The organism is Arthrobacter sp. Y3223151 (genome assembly GCF_059091125.1).
On the sequence record NZ_JBNHGI010000016.1, the window covers coordinates 1 to 21,488 of the forward strand.

Genomic DNA, 21,488 nt, shown 5'->3' on the forward strand with positions numbered 1-21,488 from the left:
GGGCAGCGCGGGCGCGGCGCCGGGGCCGTCGGGGGCGGGCGCGGCCGGCGGGGCGGACGGTTCCGGGCCGGAGGGCACGGTGACCGTTTTCGCGGCGGCGTCGCTGCACTCCGTCTTCTCCGGGCTGGCCGACGAGTTCGAGGCCGGCCACCCCGGCGTGGAGGTGCGCCTGAACAGTGGGGGTTCTTCCGACCTCGCCGCCCAGATCCTGGCGGGGGCCCCGGCGGATGTTTTCGCGACGGCCGACCAGGCAACCATGGACCTGGTTGCCGGGCACGGACTGAACGACGGCCCGCCGGTGGTCTTCGCCACCAACGTGCTGCAGATCGCGGTGCCCGCCGCGAACCCTGCCGGCGTCTCGTCGCTGGACGACCTGGCCGAGCCCGGGGTCAAAACCGTTCTGTGCGCACCGCAGGTTCCCTGCGGCGCCGCGGCCGCCGCCGTCCAACGCGCCGCCGGCGTGGATATCCCGGCGGTCAGCGAAGAGCAATCGGTCACCGACGTCCTGGGCAAGGTGCTCTCCGGCCAGGCCGACGCCGGCCTGGTGTATGCGACGGACGTGCAGGGCGCCGGAGGCAAGGCCCGCGGCATCCCCATCCCGGAAGCCGGGCAGGCGGTCAACGCCTACCCGATCGTCGGCCTGAAGGGGACGGACAACCCGGCGGCAGCCGAAGCCTTCGTGGATCTCGTCACCGGGGACGCCGGCCGGCGGGCCCTGGCGGCGGCGGGATTCGGCCCGCCGTGACCGCCGCGCGGCGGCCGGGCCCGGCCAGGGCGCCGGACGGGATAGCGGACAACCTTCGGGACGAACGGGAGAACATGACGACGACGGCGGCGGTGCGCGCCCCGGTGCCCTACTGGGTATATCCGCTGGCTGCGGCCGGCGCCGTCTTCGTCCTGCTGCCGCTGGCCGGGATGGCCGCGCGCGTGAACTGGCTGGAGTTTCCACGGCTCGTGACCTCCGAGCCGGCGCTGGCCGCGCTGGGCCTGAGCCTGCGGACTGCCGCCGCCAGCACGGCCTTGTGCATCGTGCTGGGCGTCCCGATGGCGCTGGTGCTGGCGCGCAGCAGTTTCCCCGGCCAGCAGGTCGTCCGGTCGCTGGTGCTGTTGCCCCTGGTGCTGCCGCCCGTCGTCGGCGGCCTGGCCCTGCTGTATACGTTCGGGCGCCGCGGGCTGCTCGGCGGCACCTTCGAAATGATCGGCCTCGAGATCGCGTTCTCCACCACCGCGGTGGTGCTCGCGCAGTCCTTCGTGGCGCTGCCGTTCCTCGTGTTGAGCCTGGAAGGTGCACTGCGCACGGCGGGCACCAGGTACGAAACGGTCGCGGCGACGCTGGGCGCCCGGCCGTCCCGAGTCCTGCGCACGGTGACCCTGCCGCTGGTGCTGCCCGGGCTGCTCTCCGGGGCGGTGCTGTCCTTTGCCCGGTGCCTGGGCGAGTTCGGAGCCACGCTGACTTTTGCCGGAAGCCTGGAGGGAGTCACGCGCACGCTCCCGCTGGAGATCTACCTGCAGCGGGAAACCGATGCCGATGCCGCGGTGGCGCTGTCGCTCGTGCTGGTGGTGGTCGCGGTCGCCGTGGTGATGCTGGTCCACCGCAGGAACGGCCCGGGCCGGGCGGGTCTCCCATGAGCCTGGAACTGAACGCGCGGCTGCCGTCCCGCGGCTTCGAGGCCGACTTCAGCGTCGCGGACGGAGAAACCGTCGCAGTGCTCGGCCCGAACGGGGCCGGCAAGTCGACCCTGTTGGGCTTGGTTGCCGGGCTGCTGCGTCCCGCCTGGGGCCGGGCGGAACTGGACGGCAAGGTCCTGTTCAGCGCCGGGCAGCCGCAGCCGGACCGCTGGGTGCCTGCGCATGCCCGCGGCGTCGGCCTGCTGGCGCAGGAGGCGCTGTTGTTTCCGCATCTGGGCGTCGAGGCTAACGTTGCCTACGGGTTGCGCAGCCGGGGAGCCTCCCGGGCCGATGCCCGCAGGGAAGCCCGGCATTGGCTGGCGGAAGTGGAAGCCTCCGGGCTGGCCGACCGCCGGCCGGGAGAGCTGTCCGGGGGCCAGGCGCAGCGCGTCGCGGTAGCCCGTGCGCTGGCGGCAGACCCCTCGCTGCTGCTGTTTGACGAGCCGATGTCCGCCCTCGATATCACGGCGGCCCCGGCCCTGCGCAGGCTGCTCCGCCGGGTGCTGGCCGGGCGGAGCGCCGTCATCGTCACCCACGAGCCGCTGGATGCCCTGCTGCTGGCCGACCGGGTGGTGGTCATGGACGGCGGGCGGATCGTCGAACAGGGGCCGGTGCGCGAGGTGTTTGCCCGGCCGCGCAGTGCCTTCGCCGCCGACATGACCGGCCTGAACTTCGTCACCGGCACCGCCACTGAGACCGGACTGGCCGGCGCCGACGGGACGCACTGGAGCGGCGAAGCCGAAGCCGGGCTGCGTCCCGGGGACCCCGCGGCGGCGGTGTTCCGTCCTGCCTCGGTGGCGCTGTTCCCCGACCTGCCGGCCGGCAGCCCGCGCAACGCCGTGGCGGCCACCGTGACCGAACTGGTGCCGCACGGCGGCCTGGTCACGGTCAGGGCCGGCGCGCTGGCCGCCGAGGTCACGCCCGCCGCGGTTTCCGACCTGTCGCTGGCGCCGGGGGAACGTGTGCACTTTGTGGTCAAGGCGGCCGAGGTTTCGATCTACCCGCGCTGACTGTCCCGTCCGGGGAAGCCCCGCGGTGCCGCCCGGGGCCGTCCCCTAGGATGGCAGCAGAACATGCACGCGCGGCACCCTTTCCGGCACCCGGCCGTCGGTTCCGCCTGCGACAAGGAGGGCCAGTGGCACAGAGCGTCGCCGGGCATTGCGCCGTCGTCGAGGAATTGCTCCGTCACGCCGCACGGAACTGCCTCGCCGGGAGCGAGACGGTGGACCTGGCGGCGGCCCTCGGGCGGGTGCTGGCCGCCGACGTGGCCGCGCCGATGAGCCTGCCGCCCTTCGCGAACTCGCAGATGGACGGCTACGCGGTCCGCAGCGCGGAGACCGCCGGGGGAGCCGGGTTCGCCGTGGCCGCGGCGATTCCGGCCGGCTATGCCGCACCGGCGCTGCCGCCGGACTCGGCCGCGCCGATCATGACGGGGGCGATGCTGCCCGCGGGGGCGGACGCCGTCGTGCCGATCGAGGAAGCGGTGCCGGACTCTTTCCCGGCCGAGGGCGAGGGAGGCACGGTAACCCTGCCGGAAACTCCGGCCGGCCGGTTCGTCCGCGCCGCCGGCAGCGACATCGCCGCCGGCGACCTCGCGCTGGCGGCCGGAACGTTGCTGAAGGCGCCGCAGTTGGGCCTGCTCGCGGCGCTCGGCCTGGCCTCGGCCGAAGTGCGGCCGCGGCTGCGGGTGCTGCTGCTGAGCACGGGCGACGAGGTGGTGGCCGCCGGCGCCCGGCTGCGGGCCGGACAGATCTACGATGCCAACAACACCCTGCTGGCGGCCTCGCTGCGGGAGGCCGGCTGCGAGGTGGTCTCCAGCCGCATCCTGGCCGACTCCGCGCCCGGGTTCCGCCGCCGGCTTGACGAGGACCTGCGCCGCCACGGCGCCGACCTGGTGCTGACCTCCGGCGGAATCTCCAAGGGCGCCTTCGAAGTGGTCCGGCAGGCGCTCGAGCCCGAAGGGGTGGCCTTCGCCTCGGTGGCGATGCAGCCGGGCGGGCCGCAGGGCGCCGGCCGGATCGGCGACGCGGTCTTCCTGGCGTTCCCGGGCAACCCGGTCAGCTGCCTGGTCTCGTTCGAGATGTTCCTGCGGCCGGCGCTGACGGCGGTGCTGGGAGCCCCCGCTCCGCGGGCGGCGCTGCGCGCCCCGCTGGCGGAGGCCGCGGAGTCGCCGGCCGGCAAACACCAGGTGCGGCGCGGCCGTTACGACGGCGGACGGGTGCAGCTGGTGGGCGGAGCGGGGTCCCACCTGGTGCACGCGCTGGCGCAGTCCAACGCGCTGGTCCACCTGCCCGTGGGGGTGGAGCGCGCCGATGCCGGCCAGGACGTGGAAATATGGCTGCTATGAGTGAAGCAGAACGCCTGACCCACGTCCGCGAGGACGGCACGGCGCACATGGTCGATGTCAGCGGCAAGGACGAAACCACCCGGGAAGCCACGGCGCAGGCCGTGCTCACCACCCGCCCCGACGTGGTCGAACTCCTGGCCGCCGGTTCGCTGCCCAAGGGCGACGCGTTGGCCGTCAGCCGGGTCGCCGGGATCATGGCGGCCAAGCAGACGCCGCAGCTGATCCCGCTGTGCCACCCGCTGCCGATCAGCAAGGTCACGGTCGACTTCTTCCCGGCCGCGGAGTCCGTGCGGATCGAGGCGACGGTGAAGACGCGCTCGGTCACCGGCGTGGAAATGGAGGCGCTGACCGCCGCCTCGGTGGCGGCACTGAGCCTGTACGACATGGTCAAGGCCGTGGACAAGCACGCGGTCATCTCCGACATCAAGGTGCTGGCAAAATCCGGAGGCAAGAGCGGGGACTGGGCGCTGTGAGCGCCAGGACCGCCGGCATCATCGTTGCCTCCACCCGCGCCGCGGCCGGCGCCTACGAGGACGAATGCGCGCCCTTGATCTCCGAGTGGCTGGCCGGGCACGGCCTGGCGGCCGGCGTCCCCCAGATCGTCGCCGACGGCGAACCCGTCCGCCAGGCGCTGCGGAAGATGCTCGCTGCCGGGCCCCGGGTGATCGTCACCAGCGGAGGCACCGGACTGGCCGCCGACGACCGCACCCCGGAGATCACCGCCGTCGCGCTGGAACGGGAATTGCCCGGCGTGATGGAAGCAATCCGTGACTACGGGCGCACCAAGACCCCGCTGGCCGCGCTGAGCCGGGGCGTGGCCGGAACCGCCGGGTCCACGTTTGTGGTCAACCTGCCCGGCTCTCCCGGGGGAGTGCGCGACGGCCTGGCCGCCCTGGATCCGCTGATCGGGCACATCTGCGCGCAGCTGGAAGGCGACACCGACGCCGGCCATGCCGGCTGACGCCGCACCGGGCCGGCCAAGGGATACTGGAAGCATGCAGCCGATGAGAGGACAACCATGACCAGCACGGTGCTGTACGCCGCGGTGACCGGCGAGGCGATCGACGCGGGCGAAGCTACCGCCGCGGTAGGCTCCGCCGAATGCGGTGCCGTGGTCAGCTTCAGCGGCGTGGTCCGCAACCACGACGGCGGCCAGGCCGTGGCCGCGCTGTCCTACTCCGCCCACCCCAGCGCCCAGCGCGTGATCGCCGAGGTCGCGGGGCGCATCGCCGCGGATCACGACGGCGTGCGCATCTGGGTGGCGCACCGCACCGGCCCGCTGGCGATCGGCGACCCGGCCCTGGTCGCCGCCGTCGCGTCGGCACACCGCGCCGAAGCCTTCGCCGCCTGCTCGGAACTGGTGGACCGGATCAAGGAAGAGGTGCCCGTGTGGAAGGAACAGCACTTCGCCGACGGCAGCACCGAATGGGTCGGCATCGGGCAGTAGCGATACGCTGGAGGGCATGACTGAGCAACTTGCGGTGGCCGTGCTGGGCGCCGGCGGACGGATGGGCAGCGAGGCCGTCGCGGCCATCCAGGGCGCCCCTGACCTGGAGCTGGTGGCCGCGCTGAAGCGTGGCGACGCGCTGGAAGAGCTGGTGGCCGCGGGGACGCAGGTCGTGGTGGACCTGACCACGCCGGACAACACCGAGGCCAACGTCCGCTTCGCCGTCGAGCACGGCATGCACGCGGTGGTCGGCACCACCGGCTGGGACCAGGCCAGGCGCGACTCGCTGGCCGAGCTGCTGGAACAGCATCCCGGAACGGGCGTGCTGATTGCCCCCAATTTCGCGCTCGGTTCCGTGCTGGCCTCGGCCTTCGCCGCCACCGCCGCCAAGTACTTCGAATCGGTGGAGATCATCGAACTGCACCACCCGGACAAGGTGGATGCGCCCTCCGGCACCGCGGTCCGCACGGCGCAACTGGTGGCCGCCGCCCGGACGGACGCAGGCGTTCCCGCCGGCCCCGACGCCACCACCACGGCGCTGGACGGGGCCCGCGGCGCCGACGTGGACGGAGTGCGCGTGCACAGCGTGAGGCTGCGCGGCCTGGTGGCGCACCAGGAGGTGCTGCTCGGCGGGCCGGGCGAACAACTGACCATCCGGCACGATTCATTCGACCGCGCCTCCTTCATGCCCGGCGTCCTGCTGGGCGTCCGGACCGTCGGCGGGCGGCCCGGACTGACCTACGGACTAGACGGGTACCTGGAACTTTCATGAGCAACGCCGAACACACGGGTCCCGCAGCGGACGGCGGCAACGGCCGCATCGGCTGGTATGCCCGGCACGGAGCCAAGATCTGGGTCGGCGTGATCATCGTCCTGCTGGTGGGCTACTTGGGCGCCACGCTGCAGCGGGCCTGGCTGATGCTCAGCGAACCCGACCCCGTGGCCAAGGGCCTGGGCATTGCGCTGGTCGTCCTGCCGATCATCGGGGCCTGGGCGCTCAGCCGCGAATTGCTGTTCGGCGCGCGGATGTCCAGGCTGGCCCGGACCCTCGAGGCCGAAGGCGGGCTGCCCGTGGACGACCTGCCGCGCACGCCCGGCGGGCGGATCGTGCGGGAGGCGGCCGACCGGGAGTTCCTGGTATACCAGGCCGAGGCCGAAGCCGCGCCGGAGGACTGGCGCAGCTGGTTCCGCCTCTCGTGCGCCTATGACGCCGCGGGGGACCGCAAGCGCGCCCGCGAGTCGATGCGCCACGCCATCAGCCTCAGCCGTTCCTGAACGGTTCAGCGGCCCCGGCTGCCCGCCGGCCGCAGCGCCTCCCGGGTCAGCCGCGCCGCGGTGGAGGTCACCAGCTCGAACGGTCCCCGCCACCCCAGGGCCAGGAAGGCCATGCCCACCGCCACCGCTGCCGCTGCCTGCCACAGGTAGGTTGGCAGTTCCGGTGCAGCCGGCGGCAACGCGCTGAGCACCCAGACATGCGCGGAATAGAGGGTCAACGTCATCGCCCCGGCGCCCGCGAGCGGCATCAGCAGCCACGGCAGCCGGGACGTCAGCAGCAGGCACACCGCCAGGACCACGGCCGAGGTGCCCACCGTGTGCAGCAGGTCAAAGGTCGTTCCGGCATGCGGCGACGAGCCGCCCAGCCACCACCACGAGCCGCGCTGCTCGATCCAGCTCATGTTCACCTGGTACACGAGGTCGAAGTCCGGCCGCCGCGCCGCCTCTGTCGCCGCGACCTCCGCATATCCGCCGAGCCGCTCCATCAGGAACCAGGAACCGGCCTTGGCGGCCACGGCCAGCACGGCGCCCGCCGCCAGCAGCCCCAGTTGCACGCCGGTGCGCTGCAGTTCCAGTCGCCCGATCAGCAGGCCCGCCAGCAGATACCCCAGCCACTGCACCACCGGATAGTAGCCGGTGAGGAAAACATCGCTGAACAGCGTGGCCGGCGTCAGCAGGTCGTAGACCATGGGATTGTGGCCCAGCTCGGCCGGCTGCACCGCCGCTTCCGCCCAGGGCCGCAACAGGTGGGCCAGCACCGGCGAGACGACGATCCAGCCGGCCGCCCACAGCGCCAGCACGCCGCGGCGCAACTGCAGGAACGGCAACGCACACAGGAACAGCACGCCGTAATGGACCAGGATCACCGCGACGTTTACTTCCAACGCGCCCAGCATCATGCCGACCGTGGCAATGAGCAGCGCCCGCACGGCAATGCCCCCGCGGTCCGCGGCCAGGCTCCCGCCCCGGTGGCCGCGGCTGCCGCCGGTGAGCAGCGCCAGCCCGACCCCGGCCAGGACCGCGAACAGCGCCGAAGAGCGCCCCGAGAGGACCAGGCCCACGAAGTTCGGCTGCGGGTCCGTGCCGGCGGTCCACGGCGCAAAGATGTGGGTCGCCATCATGCCCAGCAAGGCGATGCCGCGGGCGGCATCGATCCCGGCAATCCGCGGGCGGGTGGAACCTGGGCGCATGCACCGATAATCTCACAGCCGGCGTGGCGGCGGCCGTGAGACCAGCGGCCGGCACGCGATACCGTGAGGGCATGAACAGGTTGGAGAACGCGGCTGCCGCACCCCTGGAGCGGCCATGATGGGATTTGCCGTCAACGGGGACGACGGCGTGCGGCTGGCCTTCGAGGACACCGGCACCGGGGAGCCGCTGCTGCTGGTCCATGGAACCGCCCTGTCCAAGGCCACCTGGCGGGGGCTGGGCTACCAGCGTGCCCTCAAGCCGCGGCACCGGGTGATCTCGCTGGACATGCGCGGGCACGGCCGCAGCGACAAACCGCACGACGAGGGCGCCTACACGATGGAGCGTTTCATGGGCGACGTCGAAGCGGTGCTGGACGCCTGCGGGCTGGACAGCGTGAACTACTTCGGCTATTCCTTCGGCGCGCGGGTAGGACTCGCGATGGCGGTTTACCGCCGGCAGCGCCTGCGTTCGCTCACCATGCTGGGCGGAACCCACCGGAGCATGGCCGGCCAGGTCGGCAAGCTCTTCTTCCCCGACTACCTGGACGCGCTGGAGACGGGCGGGATGGAAGAGTTCCTCCGCCGCTGGAACGAGCGCCGCTCCGTGCCCGTGGACGCGGCCACCCGGCAGGCCTTTTTGGCCAACGACCCGGCGGCGCTTGCCGCCTACTTCCGCGCCGGCGAAGAGCTGCCCGGCCTCGATCCCCGCCAGGTCCAGCGGATCCGCTTACCCGTCCTGCTGATCGCCGGCAGCGAGGACCACCCGCGCGCCGCGGAGTCACGCCAGGCCGCCGCCTTGCTGGCGGACGGACACTTTGCCGAGCTGCCGGGCCTGGACCACGCCGGCTGCCTCGCCGCCCAGGACGAAGTGACCGCCTTGCTGACCGGTTTCCTGGGCCGCCTTCCTGCGCCCCGCTGACACGCCCGCCGGCCCCGGGCGCTAACGGCGGGCGGGAGCCGCCGCACGTGACGTGAAACTCTGTGTCGCGCCTTGTACGCCATTGCCGATAGGGCCGACGGACACGGTAACGTTTTCCCTATGGTTGAGTCTGACGTTCGTGAGTATCCCTTTGGCACCATGGTCACCGCAATGGTCACCCCCTTTACCGAGGAGGGCGAGGTCGACTACGGGAAGGCAGCGGAACTGGCGGACAAGCTGGTCCAGGACGGATGCGACGGGCTCGTCGTCACCGGCACCACCGGCGAGACCTCGACGCTCACCGACGACGAGAACGAGGGCATGTTCCGGGCCGTCGTTGAGGCAGTGGGGGGACGGGCCAAGGTAATTGCCGGGTCCACCACCAACGACACCCGCCACTCGGTCAGTCTCTCCCGGCGCGCCGCCAGCGCCGGCGTGGACGGACTGCTCATCACCGCCCCCTATTACAACAAGCCGAGCCAGGCCGGCGTGCAGGCCCACATCGAGACCATCGCTTCGGCCATCGGCCTGCCCGTCATGGTCTATGACATCCCCGGCCGCGCCGGCATCAACATCGAGACGGAAACCCTGATCCGGCTGGCCGAGCATCCGCTCGTCGTCGCGCTCAAGGACGCCAAGGCGGACTACGCCGCGACCACCCGCGTCCTGGCCGCCACGGACCTCGACGTCTACGCGGGCGACGACGGCCTGACCCTGCCGCTGATGGCGGCCGGCGCGGTCGGCGTGGTCAGCGTGACCGCGCACGTGGCCACCCGCCAGTTCCGGGAGCTCGTCGATGCCGCACTGGCGGGGGACTTCGCCACCGCACGCCGGCTGCACTTCGAACTGGACCCGATCATCCGGGCAGTGATGACACACATCCAGGGTGCGGTCGCCGCCAAGCAGATCTTGAAGTGGCAGGGCGTCCTGCCCAATTCGGTGGTCCGGCTCCCGCTGGTGGAACCGACCGAGGCCGAGCTCGCGCCGGTCCGCGCCGACCTGGCCGAGGCCGGCCTGGCGCTGGGGGTCTGACCGCCCGATGAGCGAATCCACCATCACCCAGTTGCGCACGCCGCCGCTGCTTGAACCGGGGACGCTCCGGATCGTTCCGCTCGGCGGACTCGGGGAAATCGGCCGCAACATGGCGGTCTTCGAGATCGACTCCAGGCTGCTGGTGGTTGACTGCGGCGTGCTGTTCCCGGAAGAGCACCAGCCGGGGGTGGATCTGATCCTGCCGGACTTCTCGTACATCGAGGACCGGCTCGACGACGTCGTCGGGGTGGTCCTGACCCACGGGCACGAAGACCACATCGGCGCCGTCCCGTACCTGCTGCGGATGCGGCAGGACATCCCGCTGATCGGTTCCCAGCTGACCCTGGCCCTGGTCGAGGCGAAGCTGGCCGAGCACCGGATCAAACCGCAGACCCTCACCGTCGCAGAGGGCCAGGTCGAGCAGTTCGGTCCCTTCGAGTGCGAATTCGTGGCGGTCAACCATTCGATCCCGGACGCCCTGGCGGTCTTTATCCGCACCGCGGCCGGCACGGTGCTGCACACCGGCGACTTCAAGATGGACCAGTTGCCGCTGGACGGCCGGATCACGGACCTGCGCGCGTTCGCCCGGCTGGGGGAGGAGGGCGTGGATCTCTTCATGGCCGACTCCACGAACGCCGACGTCCCCGGCTTCACGACGGCCGAGAAGGAAATCGGCCCGGTGCTGGAGCGCCTGTTCGGCCAGGTGCAAAAACGCATCATCGTCGCCTCCTTCGCGTCCCACGTGCACCGCGTGCAGCAGGTGCTCGACGCCGCCGCGGCCCACGGCCGGCATGTGGCGTTCGTCGGCCGCTCGATGGTGCGGAACATGGGCATCGCCGCCAAACTGGGCTACCTGAACGTTCCCGAGGGCATCCTCGTGGACCTGAAGAACGTTGAGGACTTCCCGGACGACCGGATCGTGCTGATGTCCACCGGATCGCAAGGCGAGCCGATGGCGGCGCTGTCGCGGATGGCCAACGGCGACCACCGCGTGCAGGTCGGTGCGGGGGACACCGTGATCCTGGCGTCGTCGTTGATCCCGGGCAACGAGAACGCCGTCTTCCGGGTGATCAACGGCCTGCTGAAGCTTGGCGCCGACGTCATCCACAAGGGCAACGCCAAGGTCCACGTGTCCGGCCACGCCGCGGCCGGGGAGCTGCTGTACTGCTACAACATCCTGCGGCCCAAAAACGCCCTGCCGGTGCACGGCGAGACCCGCCACCTGATTGCGAACGGGCGGCTGGCCGAGCAAACCGGCGTGCCCGCCGGGAACGTGCTGCTCGCGGACGACGGATCGGTGGTCGACCTGAAGGACGGCACGGCCCGGATTGTCGGCCAGGTCGAATGCGGCTACGTGTATGTGGACGGATCCAGCATCGGTGAAATCACCGACGCCGACCTCAAGGACCGCCGGATCCTGGGCGAGGAGGGCTTCATCTCCGTCATCACCGTGGTGAACCGCAGCACCGGCCAGATCGTCTCCGGTCCCGAAATCCATGCGCGCGGGTTCGCCGAGGACGATTCGGTGTTCGACGACATCAAACCCAGGATCATCGCGGCCCTCGAAGAAGCCGTGGTCAACAACATGGACCACACGACCTACCAGCTGCAGCAGGTGGTGCGCCGGGTGATCGGCACGTGGGTGAACAAACGGCACCGCCGCCGGCCGATGATCGTTCCCGTGGTCCTGGAGGCCTGATCCCGCACCCGGCGCAGCCGATCCGCCGGAGCCAAATCCCGCGGATCACGCCGGGCAGCCGGTAACCTAGCCACTATGGCGACTCGTACTTCCCCTGCCCGAAAAGGCACCCAGCAGTCGCGCGGTAAGGCTACAGGCACCACTGCGCGCTCCTCCTCGGGGCGTTCCAGCAAGACCAAGGTGCTCGAGGTGCAGCCCCAGGAAGAGCAACTGCCGCTGCTGGCCCGGCTGATCCAGGGGCTGTGGATGGCCGTGGCGCGTCCGGTGGCCGCGGGCGTCCGGAAGCTGGGCCCCGATGTGCGGCCCGACCCCGCACTGCGCCGCGACGGCACCGGCTTCTTCCTGCTGCTGCTGGCCGGCTGCGTGGCCACCGTCGAGTGGTGGGCGCTCGACGGCTGGTTCGGAGACGCCGTGCACGCCATGGCCGGCGGAACCTTCGGCTGGATGGCGCTGGTGTTGCCCGTGCTGCTGCTGATCATGGCCGTGCGCCTGATGCGCTGCCCGGAGGACTCTCCCGCCAACAGCCGCATCTCCATCGGCCTCATCCTGGCGCTGGCGTCCGGCTCCGGGCTGGCCCACGTGATCGGCGGTCAGCCCGCCCTCGCCGACGGCTTCGATGCCCTGTGGGCGGCCGGCGGCATGGCCGGGTTCCTGCTTGCCGCGCCGCTGGCAGCGGTCAACACCTGGCTGGCGGTGGCCTTCTACGGGCTGCTGGCCTTCACCAGCATCCTGATCGTGACCGCCACGCCGTTCCGCCACATACCGATGCGCCTGCGGATGCTCTACGAGCACCTGATGGGCCAGGACCCGTCGGCGGAAGCCGGGTACCGGCCGGCCGCCGACGGGCATGACCAGAGCTACCTCTACGCCGACGACGCCCCGGCCAAGGAGCCCAAGCCGCGGCGCAAGCTGTTCGGAAAGCGCAAGGCCGAAGAGACGGACGGCGGCGACGACGGGGGTTTCTTCTTCGACGAGGCGTTCGAAACACCGGTGATCGAGGACGGCGAGCCGGAGGAAGAAGCCGGAACGGAGCAGGCGGCACCGACCGTGCCGCCGGGAGTTCGCAGGCCCACCCAGGCCGAGCTCGCCGTCGAAAAGATCAAGCGCAACCAGGGGCTGGTACCCGAAGGCGCCACCGAGGCGCTGCCGGTGCTGCCTGCCGCCGCGCCGGCGGCCGCGGCCCCCATCGTCCCGTCCACCCCGGTCCAGCCGCAGCCGCCGACCACCCCGATCCCGCAGCGCACCGAACAGTTGCAGCTGGCCGGCGACGTCGCCTACACCCTGCCGCCCTCGGATTTCCTGCCGCCGGGCCCGCCCTCGAAGGAACGCTCGGAGGCCAACGACGCCGTCGTCAAGGCGCTGACCGAGACGCTGGACCAGTTCAAGGTGGACGCGAAGGTCACCGGCTTCTCCCGCGGCCCGACGGTGACCCGGTACGAAATCGAGCTGGCGCCGGGCACCAAGGTCGAACGTGTCACCGCGCTGTCCAAGAACATCTCCTACGCCGTGGCCAGCTCGGACGTGCGCATCCTCTCGCCGATTCCCGGCAAATCGGCCATCGGCATCGAGATCCCGAACACCGACCGGGAGACGGTCTCCCTGGGCGACGTGCTCAGGTCCAACAACGCCCGCAAGACCGAGCACCCGATGGTCATGGGCGTCGGCAAGGACGTGGAGGGCGGGTTCGTGCTGGCCAACCTGGCCAAGATGCCGCACCTGCTCGTCGCGGGCGCTACCGGCGCGGGCAAGTCTTCGTTCGTGAACTCGATGATCACCTCGATCCTGATGCGCTCGACGCCGGACGAGGTGCGGATGGTCATGGTGGACCCCAAGCGCGTGGAACTGACCGCGTATGAGGGCGTGCCGCACCTGATCACGCCGATCATCACCAATCCGAAGAAGGCGGCCGAGGCGCTGCAGTGGGTGGTCCGGGAGATGGACACCCGCTACGACGACCTAGCCAACTTCGGCTACAAGCACATCGACGATTTCAACAAGGCCGTGCGCAACGGGAAGGTCGTGCCGCCGGCCGGGTCCAAGCGAGTGATCAAGCCCTACCCGTACCTGCTGGTGATCGTGGACGAGCTCGCCGACCTGATGATGGTCGCCCCGCGGGACGTCGAGGACTCCATCGTCCGCATCACCCAGCTCGCCCGCGCCGCCGGCATCCACCTGGTGCTGGCCACCCAGCGGCCGTCGGTGGACGTGGTGACCGGCCTGATCAAGGCCAACGTGCCGTCGCGGATGGCGTTCGCCACCTCGTCGGTGACCGACTCCCGCGTGGTGCTCGACCAGCCCGGCGCGGAGAAGCTCATCGGCCAGGGCGACGCCTTGTTCCTGCCGATGGGCGCCAACAAGCCCATCCGGGTCCAGGGCGCCTGGGTCTCCGAATCGGAAATCCACAAGGTCGTGGAACACGTCAAGGGACAGCTGCAGGCCGTCTACCGGGACGACGTCGCCGTCGAGGCGCCGAAGAAGCAGATCGACGACGACATCGGCGACGACCTGGACGTGCTGCTGCAGGCGACCGAACTCGTGGTCACGACGCAGTTCGGCTCGACGTCGATGCTGCAGCGGAAGCTGCGCGTGGGCTTCGCCAAGGCCGGCCGCCTGATGGACCTGCTGGAGTCCAGGGGCGTGGTCGGCCCGTCCGAGGGCTCGAAGGCACGCGACGTGCTGGTCAAGCCGGACGACCTGGCCGCGACGCTTGCCGCCATCCGTGGCGATGAGCAGCCGGCGGCCGCCCCGGGCGCGGCGGGCGAGGCCGATTCGCTGACGGAGGCGCTGGCGGAGAACGCCAACGCGAACCACGGCTTCGACGGCCCGCGTGACCTGGTCGCCGAAGACCTGGACTCGCGGCCACAGGCGGAGGACTACCACGACGGCGACGATTCAGGGTCCGAGGACGCCTGGAGCCTGACCGGGCGCTGACGTGCGTGCCGCGTACCCGCCGGCGGCGGCCGAAGGGCCACGGCGGGCGGGTAGCCTTGAAACCGTGACTGATTCAGTGTCCCGGCCCGTGCCCCTGCTCAATATCGCCAACGTCCTCACCACCGTGCGGATCCTGCTGGTCCCGTTTTTCATCTGGTTCCTGCTGGCCGACGCCGGGGCAGGGCAGGTGTACCGCTGGCTGGCCGTGGCGGTTTTTGCGGTCGCAATCTACACCGACAAGCTTGACGGAGACCTGGCCCGGTCCCGGGGCCTGATCACCAACTTCGGCAAGATAGCCGACCCGATCGCCGACAAACTCCTGATTGGTGCGGCCCTGATCCTCCTGTCGGTGCTGGGCGACCTGCCGTGGTGGATCACCGTCGTCATCCTGGTCCGGGAGCTGGGCATCACCGTGCTGCGTTTCGTCGTCATCCGCTACGGCGTCATGCCGGCCTCGCGCGGCGGCAAGTTGAAGACTGTGCTGCAAACCCTGGCGATCTTCCTGTACCTCCTGCCGCTGGAAGCGTGGCTGGGATCCTGGGCCGTCTGGGTCGCCTTTGCCGTCATGGCGGTCGCCGTCGTCGTGACCGTGGCAACCGGCATCGACTACGTGGTCAAGGCAGTGGCGCTGCGCCGTGCCGCCCTCGCAAAGCCGCAGGGCCGGCCGTGACCACGCCCGCATCCGTGGTCGTAGGAGCCGCCATCGCGCGGAAGGTGACCTTGGCCACGGCCGAATCGCTGACGGCGGGAATGGTGGCGGCGGAGCTGGCCACCATTCCGGGAGCTTCGGGCACGCTCCGCGGCGGCGTGGTGTCCTACCAGGGCCGGATCAAGACGGCGGTGCTCGGCGTCGACGCGGGCCTGCTCGAGCGCGAGGGCGCGGTCACGGAAGCGGTTGCCTGCCAGATGGCCGACGGCGCCAGGCGCGTGTTGCAGGCCGACATCGCGGTGTCCACGACCGGGGTGGCGGGACCGGAACCGCACGGTGGACGGGATGTGGGAACCGTCTGGATCGGGGTAGCGTCTCCGGAAGGCACGCGCGCCGTCGAATACCGCTTCGAGGGCGACCGTGCCCGCATCCGGCGGCTGGCGTGCGAAGCGGCCATCGAACAACTGGGCCTCGCGATCGACGCGGCCCCGGTCCCGCCGGCACCGGAGAATCGGGCCCGGGAACAAAAACTTTGATTCAGTAGTTATCAAAGGGTGTCAGCAACTGTTACGTTGTTGGCCTAGGCTTGGAAGACAGCGGCGCGAGCCGCACACCTCATGAGGGAGCAAGGCGATACAGATGGTAAAGCAGCCCGTGTCCGTAAACGGTGTAGTCCGTTGGCGTGATGTGGGATTGGCCGAAGAACCGCGTACGGAGCAGAAGGAGCGCAAGATGGTGGTGCTACGACACGAGATTGGCGACGTCCTCCGCGATGTCCGGCAGCGTCAGGGACGCACCCTTCGAGAAGTGTCGCACAGCGCCCGCGTCTCCCTCGGATACCTGAGCGAAGTCGAACGCGGCCAAAAGGAAGCATCGTCGGAACTCCTGTCCTCGATCTGCTCGGCTTTGGACGTTCCCCTGTCGCACATGCTCCGGGAAGTCAGCGACCGGGTCGCCGACGCCGAGGGCGTCGTCATTCCCGACACCGTTCCGCAGGAACTGTCCCGGGAGTTTGTCGGGGCCATTCCCGACGAGCTGCCCGACGAGCTGCGCGGACTGGCTTCCGCCCGCTACTGACCCGAACACCCGAACCGGCCGGTTCCGCCCCGTGGCGGACCGGCCGGTTTTTGTTGTGCCGGCCGTTGCCCCGCCGCGCCTGCCCCTCCCGGAGAGGCTGTGCCGCTAGTGGACGGGCGGCTCGTTGGCGTACGAAGCGTTCAGCCGGTCCAGCAGCTGTCCCAGCGTGGACAGGTCCTCGACCGACCAGTCGCCAAGGCGCTCGTGGAAGGCGACTTTGCGGGCGGCCTGTGCCTCGGCCAGCTTTTCCAGCCCGGCCGGAGTCAAGGTGATGGATTGGGCCCGTCCGTCCAGTGGATCCGCCTCCTTGCCAACCAGTCCCAACTGCTCAAGCATGGCGATCTGGCGGCTCACGGAGGGTTTGCCGACGCCGATGGCGGCCGCCAGTTCGGTCAGCCGCATGGAGCGCTCCCGCTGCAGGATCAACAGCAGTCCGTAGGCGGCAGGCTCCATGTCCGGGTGGACGTTTCGTGCCACCCGGTGCGAATTCGCCCTGGCCCGGCGCCAGAGCAGGCTCAGCTGCCGTTCCAGTGCTTCGATGGCCGCATCGAACCCTGCATCTGCGCTGCCTGTGGCGTGGTCTGTCATGGGCTCATTGTAATGAGCGGGATGCACACGCAGGGCAACGTCGGCCTGACGCGCCGTACGCTATTTCGATGCCGCCGAATCTCCGTCCGGTCCGGTTGAGGCCGGACGGACACGTGAGAAGATGGACGCGTGCGAACCAGTGACTTCTGGCGGTTGATGGACGATGAATTCGGTCCAGCATACTCGCATGTCCTGGCGGCCGACCTGGTGCTGGGTCAGCTCGGGGGCCGCACCGCGGCCGAAGCGCTGTCCGCGGGCATCCCGCCCAAAACCGTGTGGCTGGCCCTCTGCGATGTTCAGGACGTTCCGCCCGAGCGGCGCTGGGGCAAGGACCGCGAGCCGCGCGGCTGAACGGACACGCCGCGCCAAATGCCGATATGTTCGAAAGTGTGTTCGGATCCCGCTAAGCTTCTACACAGACCCCCGAGTGGACGGATCATCCACACGCTCCGCTGCCGATCCCATTTTGTCCGAACCGGCGGTTACGGTCGGAAGACGTCAAGACAAAAAAGGCCCGAGGGCCGCAAGAGACTGAGGTGAACAATGGCCGCACCAGCTGACCGCGAGAAGGCACTGGAAGCTGCGCTGGCGCAGATCGACAAGCAGTTCGGCAAGGGGTCGGTGATGCGGCTCGGCGACGACACGCGCGCCCCCATCGAAACGATCTCCACCAGTTCGATCACCTTGGACGCGGCGCTGGGCATCGGCGGTTTGCCGCGGGGCCGCGTGGTGGAAATCTACGGTCCGGAATCTTCCGGTAAGACCACCGTGGCGCTTCATGCCGTGGCCAGCGCGCAGAAGAACGGCGGCATCGCAGCCTTCATCGACGCCGAGCACGCCCTGGACCCCGAATATGCCAAGAAGCTTGGCGTCGACACCGACGCCTTGCTGGTATCGCAGCCGGATACCGGTGAGCAGGCCTTGGAAATCATGGACATGCTGATTGGCTCCGGCTCGCTGGACATCATCGTGATCGACTCCGTCGCGGCCCTCGTGCCCCGCGCGGAAATCGAGGGCGAAATGGGTGACAGCCACGTGGGGCTCCAGGCGCGCCTCATGAGCCAGGCCCTGCGAAAGATTACCGGGCGGCTCAACCAGTCCAAGACCACGGCCATCTTCATCAACCAGCTGCGCGAAAAGATCGGCGTGTTCTTCGGCAGCCCGGAGACCACCACCGGCGGTAAGGCGCTGAAGTTCTATGCCTCCGTGCGCATCGACGTCCGCCGCATCGAGACCCTGAAAGACGGCGCCAACCCGGTGGGCAACCGCACCCGCGCCAAAATTGTCAAGAACAAGATGGCTCCGCCCTTCAAGCAGGCAGAGTTCGACATCCTGTACGGCCATGGCATTTCCCGCGAGGGCAGCCTGATCGACATGGGCGTGGAACATTCGCTGGTCAAGAAGTCGGGCGCCTGGTTCACCTACGACGGCGACCAGCTGGGCCAAGGCAAGGAAAACGCCCGTAAGTTCCTGATCGACAACCCGGACCTGGCCGACGAGCTGGAACGCAAAATCCGGCAGAAGCTCGGGATCGACCCCGTTCCGGACAGCGGAGAAGAAGGCGGGCCGAAGCTCAAGGCAGTCGACGGATTCTAGGTGGCCCGCAGGAACGGTCCGGCCGCCGGGCCAACGCCGGGCAGCCCGGCCGACCTGGCGCCCGAGGCGGATCCCCACGCGGTGGCACGTTCGATTGTGCTGGGCGCGCTGACGCGGTCCCCGAAAAGCCGCGCGCAGCTGGCCGCAAAGCTGGCTGAGCGCGGCGTCCCGGACGACGTCGCCGAGGCGGTGCTCGACCGGTTCGAAGAAGTCAATCTCATCGACGACGCCGAGTTCGCCGAAATGTGGGTGCGCAGCCGCTCCCAGACCCGTTCCTTGGCACGCGCTGCCCTCAGGCGGGAACTCGCGGAGAAGGGGATCACCGGCGACATCGCCGAGCAGGCACTTGACCAGCTTTCGCCCGACGACGAGCTGGACGCCGCGCGGGAACTCGTTCGCCGCAAGATCCGTCCCGACTGGGAACTGAACGACCGGTCGGCCAGGGACAAGCATCTGCGGCGGTTGGTTTCGATGCTGGCCCGGAAGGGCTATCCGTCCTCCCTGGCCTACCGGGTCGCGGACGAGGAACTCGGCAACGCCGCCGACCAGGGGTACTGAGCCTTCCGTTATGGAATTGTGACTTTCTGGAATTGAACGTATCATTCTGGGACTGTGAGCCCATCGCAGAATGAACGTCGCCAATCCACCCAGCTACGCCGGAGCACCCGCAGGCGGCGCCGCCTTCGGATCGCGGCGGGGCTGACTCTCGGCTCTGTCGCTGCCCTCGGCGCCACCGGGGCAGCGGGTGCCCTTCACGACGGCCAGAGCCCGTCCGCGGCGGCGGAGTTCATCGCAGACCCGGTGAAGCAGCTGATGGGTTGGAGCGACCCGGACGAGGGGCAGCGGCCGGTAACGCGTGCGTCCCAGAGCCAGCAAACGGAACGAGCTTCCACCGACGCGGCCGCGCAAAAGGATGCGCGGGCATCGGAGCCGCGCAAGGCGGACGAAAACGAAACTGCCGCCGGTCAGGCAGCCGAAACCCCTGCAGCAGAGGTTGCGGAGACGGAAGCCTCCGGACCAACGAGTCCAGGCCAACAAGGCGCCGCCGGGGCGCAGCCGGGTGCGGCACGGGACGGCGCGTCGACAGACCCGGCCGGGAAAGCAGCTGCCGGGCGCGCGGCCGAAGAACAAGCTGCACCGGGCGCAGCCAATCAACGGGCTGCAGCCGGCCCGGACGAAGAACAGGATCCGGCGGCCGGCGCCGCGGCAAACGAGGGGGGCTCCCGGCCGCCTGCTGAAGCACCGACGAACGACCCGGGGCCGGCCGACGACGACACCGGAGCCGCAATCCCGGCCCCCGGCTGGGGTGCCGGGGAGTTGGCCTGCCTCGAAGAGCTCTGGAACAAGGAATCGGAAGGAAACGCCGGCGTCGAGAAATCGACCGGCGGCGGGTACGTTTTCCGGATCCGGCTCGACCGCGGCCTGGATTACATCGAGTCCCGGTACGGTTCGCCGTGCCTGGCCCTGGACTTCCAGCTGGACAATAACTGGTACTGATTGACCCGCCCCGCGAATTGTGGCCGGTCCCGCCGCAGGCCGTACCCTTGTAAGGTGAGTTTGACTGCCCCAGCCCCGCCCATCGAGACGCAGCACGAAGCCCGCACCTACCAAGTGCGCACGTTCGGCTGCCAGATGAACGTACACGATTCCGAGCGGCTTGCCGGGCTCCTCGAAGCAGCCGGCCTGGTCGAGTCCCAGGGCGGGCAGGCCGACGTCGTGGTGTTCAATACCTGCGCGGTGCGGGAGAACGCCGACAACAAGCTGTACGGCAACCTCGGCCAGCTCGCCCCCGTGAAGGAACGCAACCCCGGCATGCAGATCGCCGTCGGCGGCTGCCTGGCGCAGAAGGACCGGGAAACGATCCTCCAGAAGGCGCCCTGGGTCGACGTCGTGTTCGGCACCCACAACGTGGGCTCGCTTCCCGCCCTGCTGGAGCGTGCCCGGCACAACAACGAAGCGCAGCTGGAAATCCTCGAGTCGCTCGATGTCTTCCCCTCGACGCTGCCCACCAAGCGCGACGCGGTGTACTCCGGGTGGGTTTCCATCTCGGTCGGTTGCAACAACACCTGCACGTTCTGCATCGTGCCCTCGCTGCGCGGCAAGGAACGCGACCGCCGCCCGGGGGACATCCTGGCGGAGGTCCAGGCCCTGGTCGACGACGGCGCCATCGAGGTCACCCTGCTGGGGCAGAACGTGAACTCCTACGGCGTGGAATTCGGCGACCGCGGCGCCTTCGCGAAGCTGCTGCGCGCCTGCGGCAACATCAGCGGCCTCGAGCGCGTCCGGTTCACCAGCCCGCACCCGGCGGCGTTTACCGACGACGTCATCGACGCCATGGCCGAAACACCCAACGTCATGCCGCAGCTGCACATGCCGCTGCAGTCCGGGTCGGACAAGGTCCTGAAGGACATGCGCCGGTCCTACCGGTCCACCAAGTTCCTCGGCATCCTCGAAAAGGTCCGGGAACGGATTCCGCACGCCGCCATCTCCACCGACATCATCGTCGGATTTCCGGGGGAGACGGAGGAGGACTTCCAAGCCACGTTGGACGTGGTGGAGCGGGCCCGCTTCGCCAGTGCCTTCACCTTCCAGTACTCCAAGCGGCCCGGCACGCCGGCCGCGGAACTGCCGGACCAGCTGCCCAAGGCCGTGGTGCAGGAACGCTACGAGCGCCTGATTGCCCTGCAGGACCGGATTGCTGCCGAAGAGAACGCCAAACAACTGGGCAGCAGGCTCGAGGTCATGGTGACCGCGCAGCAGGGACGCAAGGCGGAGGCAACCCACCGGCTCTCCGGGCGGGCCCGGGACCAGCGGCTGGTGCACTTTTCCGTGCCCGCGGGTGCGCCGGCGCCGCGGCCGGGCGATCTGGTCACGGTGACCGTCACCGAGGCGGCACCGTTCCACCTGATCGCCGACCCGGCCTCCGAAGCGGACTACCAGCTGCGCCGCTCGCGCGCCGGTGATGCGTGGGACCGCTCCCAGGCGGATTCCTGTGCGGTACCGGCCGCCCCGGGCAAGCCCTCCCAGGTGTCGCTGGGCATGCCCGCGCTGCCCGGCCGAACCGCCTGAC

23 protein-coding genes are annotated in these 21,488 nt (G+C 69.9%); 21 read left to right on the top strand and 2 right to left on the bottom strand.

The window, feature by feature from the left end; genetic code table 11:
• The 9 genes from modA to AC5RUP_RS15920 all read left to right on the top strand — a co-directional run.
• On the top strand, positions 1-745 hold a 745-nt coding region (gene modA / locus AC5RUP_RS15880), incomplete at its 5' end, for a molybdate ABC transporter substrate-binding protein (RefSeq protein ID WP_494158747.1).
• Between the two features lie 74 nt (positions 746-819).
• A complete protein-coding gene (locus tag AC5RUP_RS15885) occupies positions 820-1,629 on the top strand; it encodes an ABC transporter permease (RefSeq protein ID WP_494155153.1) in 810 nt (269 codons plus the stop codon).
• Complete coding sequence (locus AC5RUP_RS15890) at positions 1,626-2,678, top strand: sulfate/molybdate ABC transporter ATP-binding protein (RefSeq protein WP_494158748.1); 1,053 nt, start codon at positions 1,626-1,628, stop codon at positions 2,676-2,678. Before AC5RUP_RS15885 ends, AC5RUP_RS15890 begins: the two co-directional genes overlap by 4 nt.
• Positions 2,679-2,803: 125 nt before the next feature.
• Positions 2,804-4,015 carry a molybdopterin molybdotransferase MoeA gene (locus AC5RUP_RS15895; protein WP_494158749.1) on the top strand — a complete coding sequence of 404 codons (1,212 nt, stop codon included), beginning with the start codon at positions 2,804-2,806 and terminating at the stop codon, positions 4,013-4,015.
• A complete protein-coding gene (moaC, locus tag AC5RUP_RS15900) occupies positions 4,012-4,488 on the top strand; it encodes a cyclic pyranopterin monophosphate synthase MoaC (protein ID WP_494093097.1) in 477 nt (158 codons plus the stop codon). Before AC5RUP_RS15895 ends, moaC begins: the two co-directional genes overlap by 4 nt.
• Positions 4,485-4,976, top strand: coding sequence for a MogA/MoaB family molybdenum cofactor biosynthesis protein (locus tag AC5RUP_RS15905; protein WP_494067984.1), 492 nt, complete (start codon positions 4,485-4,487; stop codon positions 4,974-4,976). Before moaC ends, AC5RUP_RS15905 begins: the two co-directional genes overlap by 4 nt.
• A gap of 57 nt (positions 4,977-5,033) precedes the next feature.
• A complete protein-coding gene (locus AC5RUP_RS15910; RefSeq protein ID WP_494002410.1) occupies positions 5,034-5,462 on the top strand; it encodes a molybdenum cofactor biosynthesis protein MoaE in 429 nt (142 codons plus the stop codon).
• 16 nt (positions 5,463-5,478) lie between these two features.
• Positions 5,479-6,234, top strand: a complete 756-nt coding sequence (gene dapB / locus AC5RUP_RS15915) for a 4-hydroxy-tetrahydrodipicolinate reductase (protein WP_494067982.1) — start codon at positions 5,479-5,481, stop codon at positions 6,232-6,234.
• The gene (locus tag AC5RUP_RS15920; protein ID WP_494023815.1) at positions 6,231-6,737 is read left to right on the top strand and encodes a tetratricopeptide repeat protein; all 507 of its coding nucleotides are present in this window, start codon (positions 6,231-6,233) and stop codon (positions 6,735-6,737) included. Before dapB ends, AC5RUP_RS15920 begins: the two co-directional genes overlap by 4 nt.
• A 5-nt stretch (positions 6,738-6,742) precedes the next feature.
• Here the strand turns inward: AC5RUP_RS15920 and AC5RUP_RS15925 are convergent, their stop codons facing one another.
• Positions 6,743-7,927 carry a heparan-alpha-glucosaminide N-acetyltransferase domain-containing protein gene (locus AC5RUP_RS15925; RefSeq protein ID WP_494158750.1) on the bottom strand — a complete coding sequence of 395 codons (1,185 nt, stop codon included), beginning with the start codon at positions 7,925-7,927 and terminating at the stop codon, positions 6,743-6,745.
• A gap of 115 nt (positions 7,928-8,042) precedes the next feature.
• On the opposite strand from AC5RUP_RS15925, the gene AC5RUP_RS15930 reads away from it, so the two are divergent.
• From AC5RUP_RS15930 to AC5RUP_RS15960, 7 genes are all read left to right on the top strand, one after another.
• The gene (locus AC5RUP_RS15930) at positions 8,043-8,846 is read left to right on the top strand and encodes an alpha/beta fold hydrolase (RefSeq protein ID WP_494155120.1); all 804 of its coding nucleotides are present in this window, start codon (positions 8,043-8,045) and stop codon (positions 8,844-8,846) included.
• Positions 8,847-8,966: 120 nt separating this feature from the next.
• Entirely contained in the window at positions 8,967-9,878 is a 912-nt protein-coding gene (gene dapA, locus AC5RUP_RS15935) for a 4-hydroxy-tetrahydrodipicolinate synthase (RefSeq protein ID WP_494014173.1), read from the top strand.
• A 7-nt stretch (positions 9,879-9,885) separates the two neighbouring features.
• The gene (locus AC5RUP_RS15940) at positions 9,886-11,577 is read left to right on the top strand and encodes a ribonuclease J (RefSeq protein WP_494093049.1); all 1,692 of its coding nucleotides are present in this window, start codon (positions 9,886-9,888) and stop codon (positions 11,575-11,577) included.
• Positions 11,578-11,652: 75 nt separating this feature from the next.
• Complete coding sequence (locus AC5RUP_RS15945; RefSeq protein ID WP_494158751.1) at positions 11,653-14,508, top strand: FtsK/SpoIIIE family DNA translocase; 2,856 nt, start codon at positions 11,653-11,655, stop codon at positions 14,506-14,508.
• A gap of 64 nt (positions 14,509-14,572) precedes the next feature.
• Positions 14,573-15,178, top strand: coding sequence for a CDP-diacylglycerol--glycerol-3-phosphate 3-phosphatidyltransferase (gene pgsA, locus AC5RUP_RS15950; protein WP_494153458.1), 606 nt, complete (start codon positions 14,573-14,575; stop codon positions 15,176-15,178).
• Entirely contained in the window at positions 15,175-15,693 is a 519-nt protein-coding gene (locus AC5RUP_RS15955; protein WP_494133228.1) for a CinA family protein, read from the top strand. Before pgsA ends, AC5RUP_RS15955 begins: the two co-directional genes overlap by 4 nt.
• 103 nt (positions 15,694-15,796) lie before the next feature.
• Positions 15,797-16,234, top strand: coding sequence for a helix-turn-helix domain-containing protein (locus tag AC5RUP_RS15960; RefSeq protein ID WP_493977754.1), 438 nt, complete (start codon positions 15,797-15,799; stop codon positions 16,232-16,234).
• 105 nt (positions 16,235-16,339) lie between these two features.
• On the opposite strand, the gene AC5RUP_RS15965 is transcribed toward AC5RUP_RS15960, so the two are convergent.
• Positions 16,340-16,822 carry a MarR family winged helix-turn-helix transcriptional regulator gene (locus AC5RUP_RS15965; protein WP_493977755.1) on the bottom strand — a complete coding sequence of 161 codons (483 nt, stop codon included), beginning with the start codon at positions 16,820-16,822 and terminating at the stop codon, positions 16,340-16,342.
• A gap of 129 nt (positions 16,823-16,951) precedes the next feature.
• Between AC5RUP_RS15965 and AC5RUP_RS15970 the strand changes: the two genes are divergently transcribed.
• The 5 genes from AC5RUP_RS15970 (at position 16,952) to miaB (ending at position 21,487) form a co-directional block, all read left to right on the top strand.
• Complete coding sequence (locus tag AC5RUP_RS15970) at positions 16,952-17,173, top strand: DUF3046 domain-containing protein (protein ID WP_494067974.1); 222 nt, start codon at positions 16,952-16,954, stop codon at positions 17,171-17,173.
• 192 nt (positions 17,174-17,365) lie between these two features.
• Positions 17,366-18,418 carry a recombinase RecA gene (gene recA, locus AC5RUP_RS15975; protein WP_494067973.1) on the top strand — a complete coding sequence of 351 codons (1,053 nt, stop codon included), beginning with the start codon at positions 17,366-17,368 and terminating at the stop codon, positions 18,416-18,418.
• Entirely contained in the window at positions 18,419-18,976 is a 558-nt protein-coding gene (locus tag AC5RUP_RS15980) for a regulatory protein RecX (RefSeq protein WP_494153457.1), read from the top strand. It abuts the gene before it with no gap.
• A 54-nt stretch (positions 18,977-19,030) separates the two neighbouring features.
• A complete protein-coding gene (locus tag AC5RUP_RS15985; protein ID WP_494153456.1) occupies positions 19,031-19,915 on the top strand; it encodes a hypothetical protein in 885 nt (294 codons plus the stop codon).
• A gap of 54 nt (positions 19,916-19,969) precedes the next feature.
• The gene (gene miaB, locus AC5RUP_RS15990; RefSeq protein WP_494153455.1) at positions 19,970-21,487 is read left to right on the top strand and encodes a tRNA (N6-isopentenyl adenosine(37)-C2)-methylthiotransferase MiaB; all 1,518 of its coding nucleotides are present in this window, start codon (positions 19,970-19,972) and stop codon (positions 21,485-21,487) included.
• The last annotated feature ends 1 nt before the right edge of the window (position 21,488 follow it).